Source organism: Methylobacterium sp. J-078 (assembly GCF_022829285.1).
Classification (GTDB): domain Bacteria; phylum Pseudomonadota; class Alphaproteobacteria; order Rhizobiales; family Beijerinckiaceae; genus Methylobacterium.
Genome location: NZ_JAKSYI010000055.1, coordinates 58,156 through 75,721 on the forward strand (window position 1 = coordinate 58,156; position 17,566 = coordinate 75,721).

The window sequence follows — 17,566 nt, forward strand, 5'->3', positions numbered from 1 at the left end:
CCCTCCGCATCCGCTTCAGGGGTCGTCGAGGGAAAAGCGTCATGCGACTGTGAACGGTCAGGCAGAGATGCCGCTGCGCAACCCGTTGAGGAGCGCGTCCACGTCGGCCCGTGCGGCCGCCAGCGCGGCGGCATCGCGCCCGCGCACGACGATGCGATTGGCAAATCCGTTCGGTGTCATCGACGGATAGGAGCCGATCGAGACCGTCGCGTGCGCCTTGGCGATGGTCGCCAGACCACCCGCGTAGTTGCCCTCGGGCAGGTTGCCGGCCTCGATGGTCTCCGACAGGACCTTGGCGCCGGTCGCCAGGGTCGGGCCGACATTGTCGAGCATCGCCTGCATGATTCCCGGGACGCCTGCCATGACGATGACGTTGCCCAGGCGGAAGCCCGGCGCCTTGGAAACGGGGTTGGCGATGAGGTCGGCCCCGGCCGGGATGCGCGCCATGCGCAGGCGCGCTTCGTTCAGATCCTCTGGCCTGTGGCGCTCCAGCAACATCGCCTTCGCCCGGGGGTCGACGTCGATCGTCACCCCGAAGGCGGCAGCCACGCAGTCGGCCGTGATGTCGTCGTGGGTCGGGCCGATGCCGCCGGTGGTGAAGAGGTAGGTGTAGGATTCGCGCAGAGCGTTGATCGCCGCGACGATGCGGTCGGCCTCGTCGGGCACGATGCGGACTTCCTTCAGGTCGACGCCGATGGCGGTGCAATAATCCGCGATGGAGCCGATGTTCTTGTCCTTGGTGCGCCCGGACAGGATCTCGTCGCCGATGACCAGGACGGCAGCGGTGACGGCGGCGGGTTCGATGGGTGCGGGCACGGTAGATCCGGGGCAGGGGGCGAGACCTTGCCAAGTAGCGCAGCAGGGCCCGCCTGACCACGCGTTCTCAGCGTGCGCCGCGCTGGAGGTCGCCGTCGATGAGGAGCGCGCTCTTGCCGTCGAGGCGGTTGCGGTAGACCTGCAGGTTCTCCATCACCCGCTGGACGTAGTTGCGCGTCTCCGTAAAGGGGATACGCTCGACCCAGTCGATCGGGTCGATGCCGGCCCTGCGCGGGTCACCGAAAGCATCGATCCACTTCTTCACGTTGCCGCCGCCGGCATTGTAGGCCGCGAACGCGAGGATGTACGAGCCGCGCCAATCCTCCATGAGTTCGCCGAGATGGGCTTGGCCGAGGCGGGCGTTGTAGGCGGGATCGCTGGTCAGGCGGTCCTGGTCGAAGCTGGCGTTGACGCGACGGGCGGTGCGCTGGGCGGTGGCCGGCATCATCTGCATCAGCCCACGCGCGCCGACGCTGGACTGCGCGAGCGGATCGAACTGGCTCTCCTGCCGGGCGATGGCGAAGACCATCGCCTTCTCCACCAGGGGAACGGCGGCCGACGCCTCATAATTCGGGATGCCGATGGTCGGGTAGGCATGGGCGTCGAGGGGCAGGCCGCGCTGCACCGCCGCCTTGCCGATGGCCACGAGGGCCCGCGAGTTGCGCTGCTCGGCGGCGATGTTTCCGAGCGCTTCGAGCTCGGCCGCGTCGGTGAGGCGGTTGGCCGTGTCGATGTAGAGCGGCAGCGCGAGGTCGCGGATCGCAGCGGCCTCCAGCATCTTCAGGGCCCGCACGTAGAGGCGCTGGTCGAAGGCCACCTGCTGGGCGGCGTCGAGGCTCGCGATGCTGCGCAGCGACAGGCTGGAGCGCCCGAGCTTCGTGCGTGCCAGCTGGCCGTAATACGCGATGGGCTGAAGGGCCGCCCGCTCGTAGAAGCCCTTGGCGGCACCGGACTGGCCAAGGGCTTCGGCGGCGCGTCCCTGCCAATAGGCCGTGCGGGCGAGCGAGATCGGCGTCTCGGCGATCCGGGCGGCCTCGGCGAAGTGTTGCGCCGCTTTCGCCGCGTCGTCCTGGAAGCGCAGTGCGATCCAACCGGCGTGGAATTCGGCCTCGATCCGCTTCTCGACGGTGCGGGCGCAGGGTGCCCGCGCCACCGCGTAGGCGGCTCCAGGGTCGTTGGCGTCGATCAACTTGCGGGCGACGATCCGGCGCTCGACCCACCACTCGTCGCCGTCGACCAGCACGTCGGGGTTCGTAGGCGCGGTGGCCAGCATCGCGGCCGCCTCCACGAACTTGTCGTGGCGGCGCAGGTACTGAGCCCGCGACAGAATATAGGAGGAATCGCTCCGCAGGGCCGGCGGCACCGCGTTGAGAGCGGCCGGCGCGCTCGAGCTCTTGTCCTCCACCGCGCGCCGCGCACGCACGAGGGTCGCGTAGCTGCCGCCCGCCAGCGTCGCCGCCCGCCCGGCCGTGTCGTAATCCTCCTTCAGGAGCGCGCGCTCCATCCGGTAGCGGTGATCGACCCGGCTCAGCGTCGTCGGGAAGGCATCGAGCACCCGCATCTCGAGGTTCCGCCCGAAGGTCTCGGAGCGCCACAGGTCGCGCACCAGCGCGGCGGCGTCCTCGTCGAGCCCTTCCGCCCGGAAGGCCAGGGCCAGGGCGAACTTGCCCGGCGCGCTCGCCGGCCGCGAGGCGGCAAAGTAAGCCCGCACGGTCGCGGGATTGCGACGCTCGGTGAGCAGGGCCTCCTCGGCGCGGCGGCGGAGGAGGGGACCGGCCGGCCAGTCGGGATTGCTGCGGGTGAAGGCGACGGTGCGCTCGAAGCCGATGCCGGCGCCTGCCCGGATCGCCACCCATTCGAGAAGGGCGCGCGCCGCCGGGTCCTTGAATCCGTCCCGAAGGCGGTCGCCCTCGGAGACGCGGCCCTTGCGATAGGCGTCGATCGCCTGGCGCAGCGCGGGCAAGTCGACATCGGGCGCCACCTGGGCGGCGCGGCTCGGGTCAGGGACCTCGGGGACGGGAGCCGCCGGAGAGACGGTGGCATCCGGAATCGGAAAGGCGATGCCCGCCTCGGGATCGGCGGAGGCGTAGGCCTTGGCGGCCGCCGGCAGGCCCTGGCTCGGAGCGGCCTCCGGCGTCTTCGCCTCGATCTTCAGGGCATCCACCGCGATGGGGTCGGCGACCTTGGCCTCGGGCAGGGCGGCGGAGGGGGCCACCGCATCGCTGGCCGGGCGGAGGCTCGGCGCGTCCCCCTCCAGGCCCGTGGAGGCTGCGAGGGCGCCGGCCGAAACAAGGCTAAGGGCCAGCATCAGGGCTGCGCGCTGCGTCGAGAACACCATTGGTTCTTCCAGTCCCATCACCGTGGACAGACCTTCAAGCTCACCCGAAGGGCATTAAGAAGGCATTAACCCCGTGAAAGCAGCGTTTGCGCCGGTGCGGCCGAGGGCCTATGTCTGCCCGTCCGCGCGAAGCGGGACGCGGCCGGACAACCGGCGCATGACGAGACCGACGGCTGGGAACGCCAGGATGACCGAGACCTCCACACGACGCCTCAGGGGCGCGATGTCCGCCCTCGTGACCCCGTTCAAGGACGGTGCCTTCGACGAGGCGGCCTTCCGCAAATTCGTGAACTGGCAGATCGCGCAGGGTATCCACGGGCTCGTTCCGACCGGCACCACCGGCGAGAGCCCGACCCTGAGCCACGCGGAGCACGACCGCGTGGTCGAGATCTGCATCGAGGAGGCCGCCGGCCGCGTACCCGTCATCGCCGGCGCCGGCTCCAATTCCACCGCCGAGGCGGTGGAACGCGCGCGCCACGCCGAGAAGGCCGGGGCCGATGCGGTTCTCGTGGTCACGCCCTACTACAACAAGCCGACGCAAGGCGGGCTCTACGCGCATTTCAAGGCCGTGAACGACGCCATCGGCATCCCGATCATCCTCTACAACATCCCCGGCCGCTCCATCGTCGACATGAGCGTCGAGACGATGGCGCGCCTGTACGAACTCAAGAACATCGCCGGCGTGAAGGATGCCACGGCCAAGCTCGACCGGGTCAGCCTGCAGCGCCAGGCCATGGGCGAGGACTTCGTCCAGCTTTCGGGCGAAGATGCGACGGCGCTCGGTTTCAACGCCCATGGCGGCTGTGGCTGCATCTCGGTGGTGTCGAACGTGGCACCCCGGCTCTGCGCCGACCTGCAGGAGGCGACGCTGGGAGGCGACTACGCCAAGGCCCTCGCGATCCAGGACCGCCTGATGCCCCTGCACGCCAGCATGTTCGTGGAGCCGAACCCCTCTCCCGTGAAGTATGCCCTGGCGCGCCTCGGCCTGATGACCGACGAGGTCCGACTTCCGCTCCTCACGGTCAGCGCGGAGACGAAGGCGCTTGTCGATGCCGCCCTGCGCCATGCGGGCCTGCTCGACGCCTGAGCCCGACTGGCGAAGCGGACCGCGCAGAACCATATTCCTCGGCCCGGTCGCGATGGCGCGGCCGGCCTGACCCGACGTTGTGATGGCTCCCAAACCCGAATCGAACCGCCGCGTCGTCGCCGACAACCGCGCCGCCCGCTACCATTACGAGATCACCGATACGTTCGAGGCGGGACTCGCCCTGACGGGGACCGAGGTCAAATCCCTGCGCAAGGGCAAGGCGACCATCGGCGAGGCCTATGCCGGTCCGTCCGGCACCGACCTGATGTTGTTCAATGCCTACATCCCGGAATACGTCGAGGCGAACCGCTTCAACCACGAGACCAAGCGGCCGCGTCGCCTGCTGCTCCACCGCAAGCAGATCAACAAGCTGATCGGCGCCACCCAGCGCGAGGGTTTCACCGTCGTGCCCCTCAAGATCTACTTCAACGAGCGGGGCCGGGCCAAGATCGAGCTCGGCCTTGGCCGAGGCAAGAAGCTCCACGACAAGCGCGAGGCCGCCAAGGAGCGCGACTGGCAGCGTGACCGCGCCCGGATCCTGCGGGATCGAGGCTAAGCAGCCTCGCGTTGGCACGCCAACGCTTCGTCCGCTTAGGGTCTTGGTGTGTCGCGGATTGTCGTCGCAAAACCGGCAGCCACTTTTGCGAAATCTGCTTTGGTCCTCGCCCCCGAACGGTGGTCGTCGGAGATCGCGATGGTCAGCCTCGGCGCGGGGCCTTGCTGTCGATGCGATTGTCGCGAACCCGCGCTACCGCGCCCGATTCTAATCGGCACGGCAGCGCAGTATGGACGGCTCGAGGAGCGAGGGCGTCCGAAGCAACCGTCGCGTCAGGTTTCAGAGACCTCGTCGTTCTGACGAATGCCGTAGCGACTTTCCAGGGCCGGACTCGGCCGCACCGAGCGATCCGCCGATCCCTCCCCGCGCGAGCGCGTGGGCGTTTCGCCATGGGGGCGTGCCTCCTGCCCACGTGTCTCGTGGTTGCGCGGTGACCGCTCGCCGGCATCGCGTCCGATCCGCGGCAGCAGATGAGCAAGGTCGACGAATTCATCGGCTTGGCGCCTCAGATCGTCGGCAATCATGGCGGGCTGCGTCTGGATCGTCGAGACGACGGTGACCTTCACGCCGCGCCGTTGCATGGCCTTCACGAGCGAACGAAAATCGCCGTCACCCGAGAACAGGATCATGTGATCGATGCGCGGGGCCAGATCGAGGGCATCGATCGCCAACTCGATGTCGATGTGACCTTTGACTTTTCGCCGTCCCTGCGAATCCACGAACTCCTTGGCGGGCTTCGTGACAACGCAAAACCCATTGTAATCCAGCCAATCGATCAGTGGTCGAATCGAAGAGTATTCTTGATCTTCGATGACTGCCGTGTAGTAGAATGCCCGCACGAGCAAATCACGAGACTGAAATTCTCTCAGAAGTCGCCGATAATCGATTTCCGTACCAAGAGCTTTTGTTGCCGCATATAGATTTGCTCCATCAATAAAGAGCGCACTGCGTTGACCGGAATGCATGCAATGATCCAAAATTTGTCTATCAAAATGACTCAATGAGCGAGATATATGATCCTGAGCGATATTAAAAACCCATTAATATTAAACTCCAATGAAGACATAAGAAATTATTCTTTACAAGCAGACAATAAAGATAAAATCGTAGCAAAAGTTGCAACTCAAGCGCTGTACAACTATTATCATAGCCTTGGGAATGTCAATTTTGTGACCTGTGTTCGTCGTGTCGGTCATCGGCCGCTTCAGGGTAAGCGCCAACGGGTTGTCGCCATCGAATGCACCTCATCCGCGGTCGCACCTGCCTCACGCGCGCGGTCCAACAAGGCATCGGCCTCGGAAGGCCAGCGCCGCCTCAGCAGCCCTCGCTCGCCCTTAGCTCATTGCTTTTCGACAGGAGGCGTCGTCCCTCACCCAGATCCCGTTGACCACCACGTGGACGACCGACACCGGACGGCGGCCAGCACAGGCGCAGCACATCCGAAGTTCCAGGTGCAGGTTTGCAGGCTTCGCAACTGCGACCTCCTCTGCCCCACCCGTATGGACAACCTTCAAAGCAAGGACATCTAGCGATACGCCGGCGCCCGGATGAAGGCGAACGCCCATCTTGTCCGGCGCTCGCCATGATCGAGGCCTTCGACGCGCGGACTCCTCCGACCTGTCCGATGCGGCCGCCCCCACGCCGCCGGGCCCGGGGGCGCCCTTATTCGGTCCCGACGCGCCCGGGGGCGGGAGGATCGTCCTCAGCCTTCCTTGAAGCCGTAATCCGGTACGCCTTCCTCGTTGCCATAGTACTTGTAGGGCAGGAACTTGCCCGAAAGGTTCATCTTCACGCGGTCGCCCTTGTTGTTGGGCTCGCGCTCCATGGTCATATTAAAGTCGATCGCCGACATGATACCGTCGCCGAACTCCTCCTGGATCAGTTCCTTCCAGGTGGTGCCGTAGACCATGACCAACTCGTAGAAGCGGTAGATCAGCGGGTCAGTGGGGGGCATCTGGGCAATGGACCCGCGGAACGGTGCCTCGTTCAGCATGCGCTCCTCGGCCTGCGAGAGGCCGAACAGGGCGGCAGCCTTGGCGGCCTGGGCTTTGGGCAGTTTCATCTGGCCCATGCAGGCGGCGGTGATCAGGATGGGCGAGATGCCACCGATCTCGTCCTGGATGTATTTCCAGGTCCAGCCCTTCTCGCGCTTGATGTCGAGGAGCTTCTCGGTGAGGTCTTCGCGCTTCATGGCTTTCGTCTCCGTGACGGGTTGGAAGGGGATTGGTCAGGCGCGCAGGGCCGGGGCCTCGGCGCCCAGGAGTGCGGCGGTGTCCGCCTCGCTCAGGCTGGGGCGGATCACCGGCGGGTGGCGCTGGTCGTAGCCGGCTGGCATCGCGTCCCGCAGGGTCTTCGAGCGCGTGACGAGGAAGTCCATCAGGTGGTTGCGCAGGGCGTAGTAGCCGGGCGCGTGGTGCAACTGCGTGCGGTCGCGAACCTTCGGCAGCGGGTTCTCGACGATTTCGGCCACCTTGGCCTGCGGGCCGTTGGTCATCAGCACGATGCGGTCGGCCAGATAGATCGACTCGTCGACGTCGTGGGTGATCATGAAGACGGTCTGACCGGTCTCCACGCAGATGCGCCTGACCTCGTCCTGGAGCGTGCCGCGTGTCAGCGCATCGAGCGCCGAGAACGGCTCGTCCATGAGCAGGATCTTGGGCTCGATGGCCAGCGCCCGGGCGATGCCGACGCGCTGCTTCATGCCCCCCGACAGCTCCGACGGCCGCTTGTGCTCGGATCCGGCCAGCCCCACCGTACGAATCGCCTTGCGAGCCCGGGCCTCGACCTCGGCTCTGGGCGCCTTGCGCCAGCGCGAGGAGACCGCGTAGGCGACGTTGCCCAAAACCGTGCGCCAGGGCAGGAGGGCGTGGCCCTGGAAGATCACCGCCCGGTCGAGGCTGGTGCCCTCGATGGCCTGCCCGTCCGCGATGACGACGCCTTCGCTCGGCGCCTCCAGCCCGGCCAGGATGTTGAGCACCGTGGTCTTGCCGCAGCCGGAATGTCCGATCATGCAGACGAACTCGCCCCGCCGCATCGGTAGCCAGAGATTCTCGAAGACCGTGGTGCTGGTGCCGCCGGGCGCGGGGTAGCGCCGGGCGATCCCCTCGATCGAGATGAATTTCTCGGACTGGGGCGTGGTCTGGGATGGCATGCGGGCGTCTCCGGTGGTGTCCGACGATCCGGAGCGGAAGGGCAAGGCGCGGAAGGGGAGGAGGGTGGCCATGGCGCTCACTCCGGGAAGGTGACGAGGCGTTGCGCCCGCGCCAGCACCTGGTCGAGGATCATGCCCACGAGGCCGATGACCAGGATCGAGGTGATCACATTGGTGATCGAGAGGTTGTTCCACTCGTTCCAGACGAAATAGCCGATGCCGGTGCCACCCACGAGCATTTCGGCCGCCACGATGACGAGCCAGGCGATGCCGATGGAGATGCGCATGCCCGTGAGGATGGTGGGCGCCGCCGCCGGCAGGATCACGGTGACGGCCCGGCGGAACGGGCCGACCTCCAGAGTTCGGGCGACGTTGAGCCACTCCTTGCGTGTTCCGGCGACCCCGAAGGCGGTGTTGATCAGCATCGGCCAGAGCGAGCAGATGAAGATTACGAAGATGGCCGAGAGCCCGGAATCCTTGATCGTGTAGAGGGCGAGCGGCATCCAGGCGAGGGGCGAGACCGGCTTCAGCAACTGGATGAAGGGGTCGAGCGCCCGGCCCATCAGCGGCGACATACCGATGAGGAAGCCGATCGGGATCGCCACGATCACCGCGAGCCCGTAGCCGAGCGCCACGCGGCCGATTGAATAGGCGAGCTGAATGCCGAGCCCCTTGTCGTTCGGCCCCCGGTCGTAGAACGGGTCCCGCAGATGCTTCCAGATCGTGGCGCCCACATCGAGGGGCCCTGGCATCGCCGACTTTCCGGTTGTGGCGCTGGCGCCCATGAGCGCGGCGTATTCCGGGTCCATCGCCTCGGTCTTGGCCGTGCCGCTCACCGCGATCTGCCAAGTGAGCAGGAAGGCGAGCAGTAGAGCAAGCGAGACGAGGCCGGCGCGAAACCGAAGGGTGTTGGCCATGGTTCAGCCCGCCCGCTTGATCTTGAACGAGTCGAGGTATTCCTTCGGCTTGGCCGGATCGAAGGTCTTGCCCATCACCACGAAGCTCTTGGTGGTGGTCTCCGGGGGCGTGAGGCCGTTCTGCTTCATCAGCTTGGCGGCATCGGTGGCGAGGTAGACCTTGGCGGCCACGGCCGCATAGTCGACGTCGCCCTTGATCTGACCCCAGCGCTGCATCTGAGTCATGATCCAGACGGCGAAGGACTGCCAGGGGAAGGCATCGAAATCGACGCGGTCGGGCACCTTGCGCACGTTGCCGAGGCCATCCGCGAAGGTGCCCGTCAGCACCTGCTCCACCACCGTCACGGGCTGGTTCAGGTAGTTGGCCGGGGCGATCTGCGCAGCGATCTCCTTCCGGTTCTCGGCCTTCGACGCGTAGGTGGTGGCCTCGATGATGGCCCGGAGCAGGGCCGCGTAGGTGTTCGGTGTCTGGGTGATGAAGTCCTGCGAGGCCGCGAAGGCACAGCAGGGGTGCCGGTCCCAGATCTCCTTCGACAGGATGTGGATGAAGCCGACGCCGTCGTAGACCGCGCGCTGGTTGACGGGGTCGGGGGCGAGGAAGCCGTCGATGTTGTCGGCGCGCAGGTTCGCGACCATGTCGGGCGGCGGCACCGCGCGGATCTGCACGTCGGTGTCAGGGTCGATGCCTGCTTCCGCGAGGTAGTAGCGCAGGAGGTAATTGTGCATCGAGTAGTCGAACGGCACCGCGAGCTTGAAGCCCTTCCAGTCCTTCGGATCGCGCCGGTCCTTGTGCTTCATGGCCAGCGTGATCGCCTGCCCGTTCACGTTCTCCACCGCCGGCATGGTGTAGGGCTGCGGGTTCGAGCCGACCCCCAGCGAGATCGCGATCGGCATCGGCGCCAGCATGTGGGCGGCGTCGTATTCCCGGTTCAGGGTTTTGTCGCGGATCACCGCCCAACCGGCGGTCTTCACCACGTCGACGTTGAGGCCCTGCTTCTCGTAGAAGCCCATGGGTTTCGCCATGATGATCGGTGTGGCGCAGGTGATCGGGATGAAGCCGATCTTCAGATCGGTCTTCTCGGGCTTGGCGCCCTGCGCGAAGGCCTCGGCGATGAGGCCCGTGGGCAGTAACTGGCTGACGGCGGCGAGCGCCGTGCCGGCCCCGACGCTCTTCAGGAAGGCGCGCCGCTCGGCATCCCGCGGGAACAGCGCCCGCATCACCGTGCCCTCGACGACCCGCAGGATCGCCGCATCTCCGCTCGGCAAGGCCGCATCGTGCTCGCTCTGAGAATCATGCGCGCCGCAGGAGCAGCCGCCGCGACGAAGCCGGCGGGACGCATCGAAGGGATTGTCGAACAGGGCCATGATTGCCTCGCCGCAGGGTGATGCCCATCGTTGGCAAGCAGCATGCCAACGCCCGCGGAAATCTTTCGGCAAATCTGACAACAGCTTAGCGGATCGATCGACATCTACGAGAATTTGTGATCTACGAAATCACGGAGCCAGACTCCGAAGTTTCGTGACACAGGACCGCCGATGACCGGACATGCGGGCGGTCAGCCTGACTTCGGACTCGCCTTCGAGGAGGGTCGCGAGCCCATGCTGGTGCTTGATCCTGCAGCGGACCGCATCGTCGACGCCAACCCGGCCGCCGCCCGCCTGCTCGGGCATCCGCGAGGCGGCCTTCAGGCCATGCCCGCGAGCACGCTGCATCCCGGCCAGTTGCCGACGCTGATTGTGTTCACGCAGGCGGTGCAGGCCAAGGGCCACTGGTGGACGCACGCGCTGAGCCCGCGCCACGGCGAGGGCAGGGCGCTGCGCCTCGAATATGCCGGCTCGCTCCTCACGAGCGCGGCGCCGCTGATGCTTGTGACGCTGTCCGACCTGGAGGATCGCCGCCATCGGCAGGTCGACGCGCAGGCCGACGCCCACATGCGCGCGGGCCTCTCCGAGTGGCAGCGCATGGAGCGGATCTTTCGCGATATCGAGCGTGAGAACCAGCTCATCCTGCGGGCGGCCGGAGAGGGCATCTACGGCGTCAACGCCGAGGGGGTGACCACCTTCATCAACCCGGCCGCCGAGCGCATGCTGGGCTGGGCCGCCACCGACCTCGTCGGCAAGGACATGCACGCCACCGTGCACCACACCCATCCGGACGGGGCGCATTACCCCCACCACGATTGCCCGATCTACGCGGCTTTTCGCGATGGCGCCGTGCACCAGGTCGACACGGAGGTGTTCTGGCGCCGCGACGGCACCGCCTTCCCGGTGGAATACACCTCGACGCCGATCCGCGACCGGGGCCGCCTCCTCGGCGCCGTGATCGTGTTTCGGGACGTCAGCCAGCGCCGCGAAGCCGACGAGCGCCTGCGCCAGGCGCTCGCCGAGGTCGATTCCCTGCGCGAGCGCCTGGAACTCGAGAACGCCTACCTCAAGGAGGAGATCCGGCTGGAGAGCCACCACCAGGGCATCATCGGCCGCTCCCCCGCCATCGAGGCGACGCTGCGCCAGATCGACCTCGTGGCCGGCACCGACGCCACAGTGCTGGTTACGGGCGAATCCGGCACGGGCAAGGAGCTGATCGCCCGCGCGATCCACGAGGCGAGCCGCCGCCGCGACCGGCCGCTGATCCGGGTGAACTGTGCCGCCGTCCCGCGCGAGCTGTTCGAGAGCGAGTTCTTCGGCCATGCCAAGGGCGCCTTCACGGGTGCCCTGCGGGACAGGGTCGGGCGCTTCGAGCTCGCGGATGGCGGCACGCTGTTCCTCGACGAGGTCGGGGAGATCCCCCTCGACCTCCAGGGCAAGCTGCTGCGGGTGCTCCAGGAACGCTCCTTCGAGCGCGTCGGCGACGAGCGCACCCGCGCCGTCGACGTCCGCCTCATCGCCGCCACCAACCGGGATCTGCGCGATGAGGTCCGGCGCGGCCGCTTCCGCGAGGATCTCTACTTCAGGCTCAACGTCTTTCCGATCGCGGCGAGCCCCCTGCGCGAGCGCCCGGAAGATATTCCCCTGATCGCGCAGCATTTCCTGAAAGGGGCCGCGCGCCGCCTGAACATCCCGGAGCCGCGTCTGACGGAAGGGGATGCGCGCCGCCTTGCGCGCTATCCCTGGCCGGGAAACGTGCGCGAACTGGAGAACGTCATCGAGCGCGGCGCCATCCTGGCCGTGCGCGGCCGCCTGCATCTCGATCTGCCGGAGGCGGAGCCCACAGCGCGCGGCCGTGACGCGGTCCCGTCCCTCGCCCCAGCGATCCAGCCCGTGACGGAGGGCGAACGGCGCGCCCGCGACCGCGCCGAGATCGAGGCAGCTCTGGCGATGACCGGCGGCAAGGTGTTCGGCGAAGGGGGGGCGGCCGAGATGCTGGGGCTCCGGCCCACCACCCTGGCCTCGCGGATCAAGGTGCTGGGGATCGACGGCCGGGCGTATCGCGGGAAACGGTCCTGAACACCGGCGGAGGCAGCCTCAGCTGCGCAGGCCCGGTGCCTCCTGGCCCGTGCGGGCGACGTATTCGGTGTAGCCGCCGCCGTACTGGTGGATCCCGTCCGGAGTGAGTTCGAGGACGCGGTTCGAGAGCGCGGCGAGGAAGTGCCGGTCGTGGCTCACGAAGAGCATCGTGCCCTCGTAGTTTGCGAGCGCGGCGATGAGCATTTCCTTGGTGCCCATGTCGAGGTGGTTGGTCGGCTCGTCGAGGACGAGGAAGTTCGGCGGGTCGTAGAGCATCCGCGCCATCACCAGGCGGGCTTTCTCACCGCCGGAAAGCACGCGGCAGCGCTTCTCCACGTCGTCGCCCGAGAAGCCGAAGCAGCCGGCGAGCGCCCGCAGGCTGCCCTGGCCGGCCTGCGGAAAGGAATCCTCCAGGAATCCGAACACCGTGCGGTCGCCGTCGAGGACATCCATGGCGTGCTGAGCGAAGTAGCCGAGCTTGACGCTGCCGCCCACCGCCACGCTGCCGTCGTCGGGCGCGGCGGTGCCGGTGACGAGCTTGAGGAGCGTCGACTTGCCCGCACCGTTGATGCCCATCACGCACCAGCGCTCGCGCCGGCGGATCGCGAAATCGAGGCCTTCGTAGATGGTGCGGCTGCCGTAGCGCTTGTGCACGTTCTTCAGCATGACGACGTCGTCGCCGGAGCGGGGGGCCGGCAGGAACTCGAAGGCGACGCTCTGGCGGCGCTTCGGGGGCTCCACCCGCTCGATCTTGTCGAGCTTCTTGACCCGACTCTGGACCTGCGCGGCATGTGAAGCGCGCGCCTTGAAGCGCTCGATGAACTTGATCTCTTTCGCCAGCATCGCCTGCTGGCGCTCGAACTGCGCCTGCTGCTGGGTCTCGTTCAGCGCCCGTTGCTGCTCGTAGAAGGCATAATCGCCCGAATAGGTGGTGAGCTGGCCGCCGTCGATCTCAACGATCTTCGTCACGATCCGATTCATGAACTCGCGGTCGTGCGAGGTCATCAGCAGGGCGCCCTCGTAGCCCTTCAGGAAAGCCTCGAGCCAGATCAGGCTTTCCAGGTCCAGGTGGTTCGACGGCTCGTCGAGGAGCATCACGTCCGGGTTCATCAGCAGGATGCGGGCGAGCGCCACGCGCATCTTCCAGCCGCCCGAGAGCTTGCCGACGTCGCCGTCCATCATCTCCTGCGAGAAGCTGAGGCCCGCCAGCACCTCGTAGGCGCGGCCCTCCAGCGCGTAGCCGTCGAGTTCCTCGAAACGGGCCTGGACCTCGCCGTAGCGCTCGATCAGGGCCTCCATCTCGTCGGCCCGGTCGGGGTCGGCCAGCCCCTGCTCGATCTCCTTCAGCTCGGCCCCGATCGCGCTGACCTGCCCGGCACCGTTCATCACCTCGGAGACCACGGTGCGGCCGGACATCTCGCCCACATCCTGGCTGAAATACCCGATGGTGATGCCGCGATCGGCGGCGACCTGACCCTCGTCGGGCTGCTCCTCGCCGGTGATCATCCGGAACAGGGTGGTCTTGCCGGCGCCGTTCGGGCCGACGAGGCCGACCTTCTCGCCCCGTTGAAGCGCGGCCGAGGCCTCGATGAAGACGATCTGGCGGCCGTTCTGCTTGCCGATTTTTTCGAGGCGGATCATGGGGTGCGGATCACGGAGTCACGATGGCTCGGGCGGGTGCAGCGGCCTTACGGCATGCGGGCGCCGAGGGGTAGTGCAGCGCGGCAACCGATCGGATCGATGCGGCCTGCGCCGACGATGGCTCTGGGCCGACGGACCGGATAGGTTCGCCCCGTCACTTCCGGAACGGCTCTCCGCGCGCAACGATGGTTCACACCGGCTACAATCCGGCGCTCGTCGCCCTGTCCATCTCCATCGCGGTGTTCGCGTCCTACACGGCGCTGGACCTCGGTGCCCGCGTCGACGCCACCGGATCGAAGCGCCGTTGGGGCTGGATCGCCGGTGCGGCGGTCGCGATGGGCGGCGGCATCTGGTCGATGCACTTCGTTGGCATGCTGGCCTTCGAGATGGGGATGCCGGCGGCCTACGATCTGCCCATCACCGCGCTGTCCCTGATCCTCGCGGTCATCTTCACCGGGGCGGCCTTCGCGTGGATCAGCTGGCGGGGTGCGACGGGCCGCAGCCTCCTGATCGCCGGCCCGGTGATGGGGCTCGGCGTCGCGGCGATGCACTATACCGGGATGGCGGCGATGCGCGTGCCGGGCAACCTCGCCTATCACTGGCCCGTGGTGATGGTCTCGGTCCTCATCGCGGTGATCGCCGCGACCACAGCGCTCTGGCTCACATTCCGTCGAAACAGCGTCTGGCAGAAGCTTATCGCCGCCGTGGTGATGGGCATCGCGGTGGCGGGCATGCACTACACCGGCATGGCGGCCGCGACCTTCACCGCCGAGGAGCTGGGCACCCACGCGCTCCACGAAGCCGTCCTGAGCCATGCCCAGCAGAACCTCGCCCTCGGGGTCTCTGGCGCGACCTTCCTGATCCTCTTCCTGGCGATGCTCGCTTCCTCGTTCGACCAGCAACGGGTCCAGGCCGAGTTGCGCGCCAGCGAGGCGCGCTTCCGGGCCGCCGTCCAGGCCGTGCGCGGCGTGCTCTGGACCAACGACGCGGAGGGCCGGATGATCGGCGACCAACCCGGCTGGAGCGCCATCACCGGCCAGACCCGCGCCGAGTACCAGGGCTATGGCTGGGCCGACGCCGTGCACCCGGATGACAAGCAGGCCAGCATCGACGCCTGGAACGAGACAGTGCGGGAGCGCCGGACCTTCGTGCACGAGCACCGGGTGCGCTCCGCCGATGGGGGCTGGCGCCACTACGCGATCCGGGCCGTGCCGGTGACGGATGCCCGCGGGGCGATCCGCGAATGGGTGGGCGTGCACACCGACATCACCGAGCAGCGTCTGGCCGAGGCCGAGCTGCGCGAATCGAACGAGGAGATCCAGCGCTACGCCTATATCGTGAGCCACGACCTGCGCGCGCCCCTCGTCAACGTGATGGGCTTCACCAGCGAGCTCGACGCCACCCGTGAGGACGTGCGCGCGGCCCTGGGCGATCATCCGCAGACGGCGCGGATCGACGCCGATCTCGAGGAAGCCCTCGGCTTCATCAAGGCGGCCGTGACCCGGATGGAGAGCCTGATCGCCGCCATCCTGAAGCTGTCGCGCGAGGGGCGCCGCACCTTCGCGCCGGAACGCCTCGACATGACGGCGCTCCTCAATCGCATCGCCGACGCCCAGCGCCATCAGACCGAGCGGGCGGGCGCGCGGGTGATCGTCGCCCCCGACCTTCCCGTCATCGAGGCGGACCGGCTCGCCGTCGAGCAGGTATTCGGAAACCTCATCGACAACGCCGTGAAGTACCTCGATCCCGCCCGGCCAGGCCGGGTCGAGATCCGCGCCGACGCCGTCGGCGGACGCCGGGTCTGCTTCAGTGTCATCGATAACGGCCGGGGCATCGCCGCGCGGGACCACGCTCGGGTGTTCGAGCTGTTCCGGCGCTCCGGCGCGCAGGACAAGCCGGGGGAGGGCATCGGGCTCGCCCACGTCAAAGCGCTCGTGCGCTCCCTCGGCGGGCGCATTCACATCGACTCGGAGTTGGGCATCGGCACAACCTTCAGCGTGACGCTGCCCCGCGAGAGCGTTACAGGTCATGCCTCGTCCATTCCCGATCGGGACGGGCCGCGGGTGCGGCTCGCAGCAGAGTAAGGGCTCGGCCAGCGTGAACGCCGTCGAAATCGTCATGATCGAGGACGATGAGGGTCATGCCCGTCTGATCGAGCGCAACATCCGCCGGGCGGGCGTGAACAACACGATCCTGCCCTTCCGGGACGGGACGTCTGCGCTCGAGTACCTCCTGGGTGCCGACGGCTCCGGCGAGGCGAGCGCCAAGCGCCACATCCTGATCCTCCTCGACCTCAACCTGCCGGACATGACCGGCATCGACATCCTCGAGAAGGTGAAGGCGAACCCGCACACCAAGCGTTCGCCCGTCGTCGTCCTCACCACCACGGACGACAACCGCGAGGTCCAGCGCTGCTACGATCTGGGCGCCAACGTCTACATCACCAAGCCCGTGAACTACGAGGGTTTCGCCAACGCCATCCGGCAGCTCGGGCTGTTCTTCTCGGTCATGCAAGTGCCGGAAAACCCATGATGTCCGCCCGCTCATGACCGAGACCGTGCCTTCAGGCCGCGGACGCGTCCTCTACATCGACGACGATCCCGGCCTGGGGCGGCTGGTGCAGCGCGCGCTCACGGCGCGGGGCTACGCCGTGGAACTGGCCCTCGACGGCGATGCCGGATTGGCCCGCCTCGGGGCGGGCGGCATCGACGTGGTGGCCCTCGACCATCACATGCCCGGCCAGACCGGCCTCGACATCCTGCCCTGCATCCGCGCCCTGCCCGAGGCGCCGCCCGTCGTCTACGTCACCGGGTCCGAGGACAGCCGCGTCGCGGTGGCGGCCCTGAAGGCCGGCGCCGTCGACTACGTCTGGAAGGACCTCCAGGGCCAGTTCCGCGAACTCCTCGGCGAGGCGGTCGACACGGCCCTACGCCAGGAGGCGCTCCGGCGCGACAAGGAGCGGGCCGAACAGGCGGTGCGCGAGGCCCGCGACCGGGCCGAGATCATGCTGCGTGAGGTCAATCACCGCGTGGCCAATTCGCTGGCGCTGGTGGCGGCGCTGACGCACATGCAGACCAACGCGGTCGTCGACCCGGCCGCCAAGGCGGCCTTGCGCGAGATGCAGGCGCGGATCTCCGCGATCGCCGGCATCCACCGACGGCTCTACACCTCCGACGACGTGGAGGCCGTCGACCTCGACGCCTACCTCGCCAGCCTCGTGGAGGAACTTCAGGCGGCGATGAAGGCAGCGGGACGCGACCACGCCATCCGCCTGGACGCGGCCCCGATGCGCCTCGCCACCGACAAGGCGGTCTCTGTGGGCGTCGTCGTCACCGAGCTCGTGACCAACGCCTACAAGTACGCCTACCCACCGGACGTGCCGGGGGAGATTCGTGTCTCGGTGGTCCGCGAGGGCGCGGACGGCCTGACCTTGACCGTGGAGGATGACGGGATCGGCTGGACCGGCGAGGGCCAGCCTCGCGGGACCGGTCTGGGCTCCCGCATCGTCAAGGCGATGGCGACGAACCTGCGCACGGCCCTGGTCTATGCCAGCGGCCGTGCGGGCACGCGGGCGACGCTGTCGTTCCAGGGCTGAGGCCGGACACGCCGCCGCGAC

Annotated in this window: 14 protein-coding genes; 6 read left to right on the top strand and 8 right to left on the bottom strand. The window is 67.6% G+C overall.

What is annotated here, in order from left to right:
* Window positions 1–57: 57 nt before the first annotated feature.
* Together MKK58_RS06625 and MKK58_RS06630 are read right to left on the bottom strand one after the other, a co-directional pair.
* Window positions 58–816: a competence/damage-inducible protein A gene (locus MKK58_RS06625; RefSeq protein WP_243911313.1), complete on the bottom strand. Its 759-nt coding sequence runs from the start codon at window positions 814–816 to the stop codon at window positions 58–60.
* Window positions 817–883: 67 nt separating this feature from the next.
* Window positions 884–3,154: a lytic transglycosylase domain-containing protein gene (locus MKK58_RS06630; protein ID WP_243911314.1), complete on the bottom strand. Its 2,271-nt coding sequence runs from the start codon at window positions 3,152–3,154 to the stop codon at window positions 884–886.
* A 187-nt stretch (window positions 3,155–3,341) separates the two neighbouring features.
* Here MKK58_RS06630 and dapA point away from each other — a divergent pair, with 187 nt between their 5' ends.
* Both dapA and smpB read left to right on the top strand, forming a co-directional pair.
* A complete protein-coding gene (gene dapA / locus MKK58_RS06635) occupies window positions 3,342–4,241 on the top strand; it encodes a 4-hydroxy-tetrahydrodipicolinate synthase (RefSeq protein ID WP_243911315.1) in 900 nt (299 codons plus the stop codon).
* Between the two features lie 82 nt (window positions 4,242–4,323).
* On the top strand, window positions 4,324–4,797 hold the full coding sequence (gene smpB, locus MKK58_RS06640) for an SsrA-binding protein SmpB (RefSeq protein ID WP_243911316.1): 474 nt from the start codon (window positions 4,324–4,326) through the stop codon (window positions 4,795–4,797).
* Between the two features lie 272 nt (window positions 4,798–5,069).
* On the opposite strand, the gene MKK58_RS06645 is transcribed toward smpB, so the two are convergent.
* From MKK58_RS06645 to MKK58_RS06665, 5 genes are all read right to left on the bottom strand, one after another.
* The gene (locus tag MKK58_RS06645; RefSeq protein ID WP_243911317.1) at window positions 5,070–5,762 is read right to left on the bottom strand and encodes an NYN domain-containing protein; all 693 of its coding nucleotides are present in this window, start codon (window positions 5,760–5,762) and stop codon (window positions 5,070–5,072) included.
* Between the two features lie 737 nt (window positions 5,763–6,499).
* Window positions 6,500–6,988 carry a cyanase gene (cynS, locus tag MKK58_RS06650; protein ID WP_243911318.1) on the bottom strand — a complete coding sequence of 163 codons (489 nt, stop codon included), beginning with the start codon at window positions 6,986–6,988 and terminating at the stop codon, window positions 6,500–6,502.
* A gap of 36 nt (window positions 6,989–7,024) precedes the next feature.
* Window positions 7,025–8,020: an ABC transporter ATP-binding protein gene (locus MKK58_RS06655; protein WP_243911319.1), complete on the bottom strand. Its 996-nt coding sequence runs from the start codon at window positions 8,018–8,020 to the stop codon at window positions 7,025–7,027.
* Between the two features lie 5 nt (window positions 8,021–8,025).
* On the bottom strand, window positions 8,026–8,865 hold the full coding sequence (ntrB, locus tag MKK58_RS06660; protein ID WP_243911320.1) for a nitrate ABC transporter permease: 840 nt from the start codon (window positions 8,863–8,865) through the stop codon (window positions 8,026–8,028).
* A 3-nt stretch (window positions 8,866–8,868) separates the two neighbouring features.
* Window positions 8,869–10,230, bottom strand: coding sequence for a CmpA/NrtA family ABC transporter substrate-binding protein (locus MKK58_RS06665; protein ID WP_243911321.1), 1,362 nt, complete (start codon window positions 10,228–10,230; stop codon window positions 8,869–8,871).
* A gap of 171 nt (window positions 10,231–10,401) precedes the next feature.
* Here MKK58_RS06665 and MKK58_RS06670 point away from each other — a divergent pair, with 171 nt between their 5' ends.
* On the top strand, window positions 10,402–12,309 hold the full coding sequence (locus MKK58_RS06670) for a sigma 54-interacting transcriptional regulator (protein WP_279578251.1): 1,908 nt from the start codon (window positions 10,402–10,404) through the stop codon (window positions 12,307–12,309).
* A gap of 18 nt (window positions 12,310–12,327) precedes the next feature.
* Here MKK58_RS06670 and MKK58_RS06675 read toward each other — a convergent pair whose 3' ends face one another.
* Window positions 12,328–13,950, bottom strand: a complete 1,623-nt coding sequence (locus MKK58_RS06675; RefSeq protein WP_243911322.1) for an ABC-F family ATP-binding cassette domain-containing protein — start codon at window positions 13,948–13,950, stop codon at window positions 12,328–12,330.
* A 185-nt stretch (window positions 13,951–14,135) separates the two neighbouring features.
* Between MKK58_RS06675 and MKK58_RS06680 the strand changes: the two genes are divergently transcribed.
* Genes MKK58_RS06680 through MKK58_RS06690 form a run of 3 tightly spaced genes read left to right on the top strand, consistent with a single transcriptional unit; the run spans window position 14,136 to window position 17,545 of the window.
* Window positions 14,136–16,034 carry an MHYT domain-containing protein gene (locus MKK58_RS06680; RefSeq protein WP_243911323.1) on the top strand — a complete coding sequence of 633 codons (1,899 nt, stop codon included), beginning with the start codon at window positions 14,136–14,138 and terminating at the stop codon, window positions 16,032–16,034.
* 34 nt (window positions 16,035–16,068) lie between these two features.
* Window positions 16,069–16,482: a response regulator gene (locus MKK58_RS06685; protein WP_238279740.1), complete on the top strand. Its 414-nt coding sequence runs from the start codon at window positions 16,069–16,071 to the stop codon at window positions 16,480–16,482.
* Window positions 16,483–16,495: 13 nt separating this feature from the next.
* Window positions 16,496–17,545, top strand: coding sequence for a sensor histidine kinase (locus tag MKK58_RS06690; RefSeq protein ID WP_243911324.1), 1,050 nt, complete (start codon window positions 16,496–16,498; stop codon window positions 17,543–17,545).
* Window positions 17,546–17,566 lie beyond the last annotated feature (21 nt).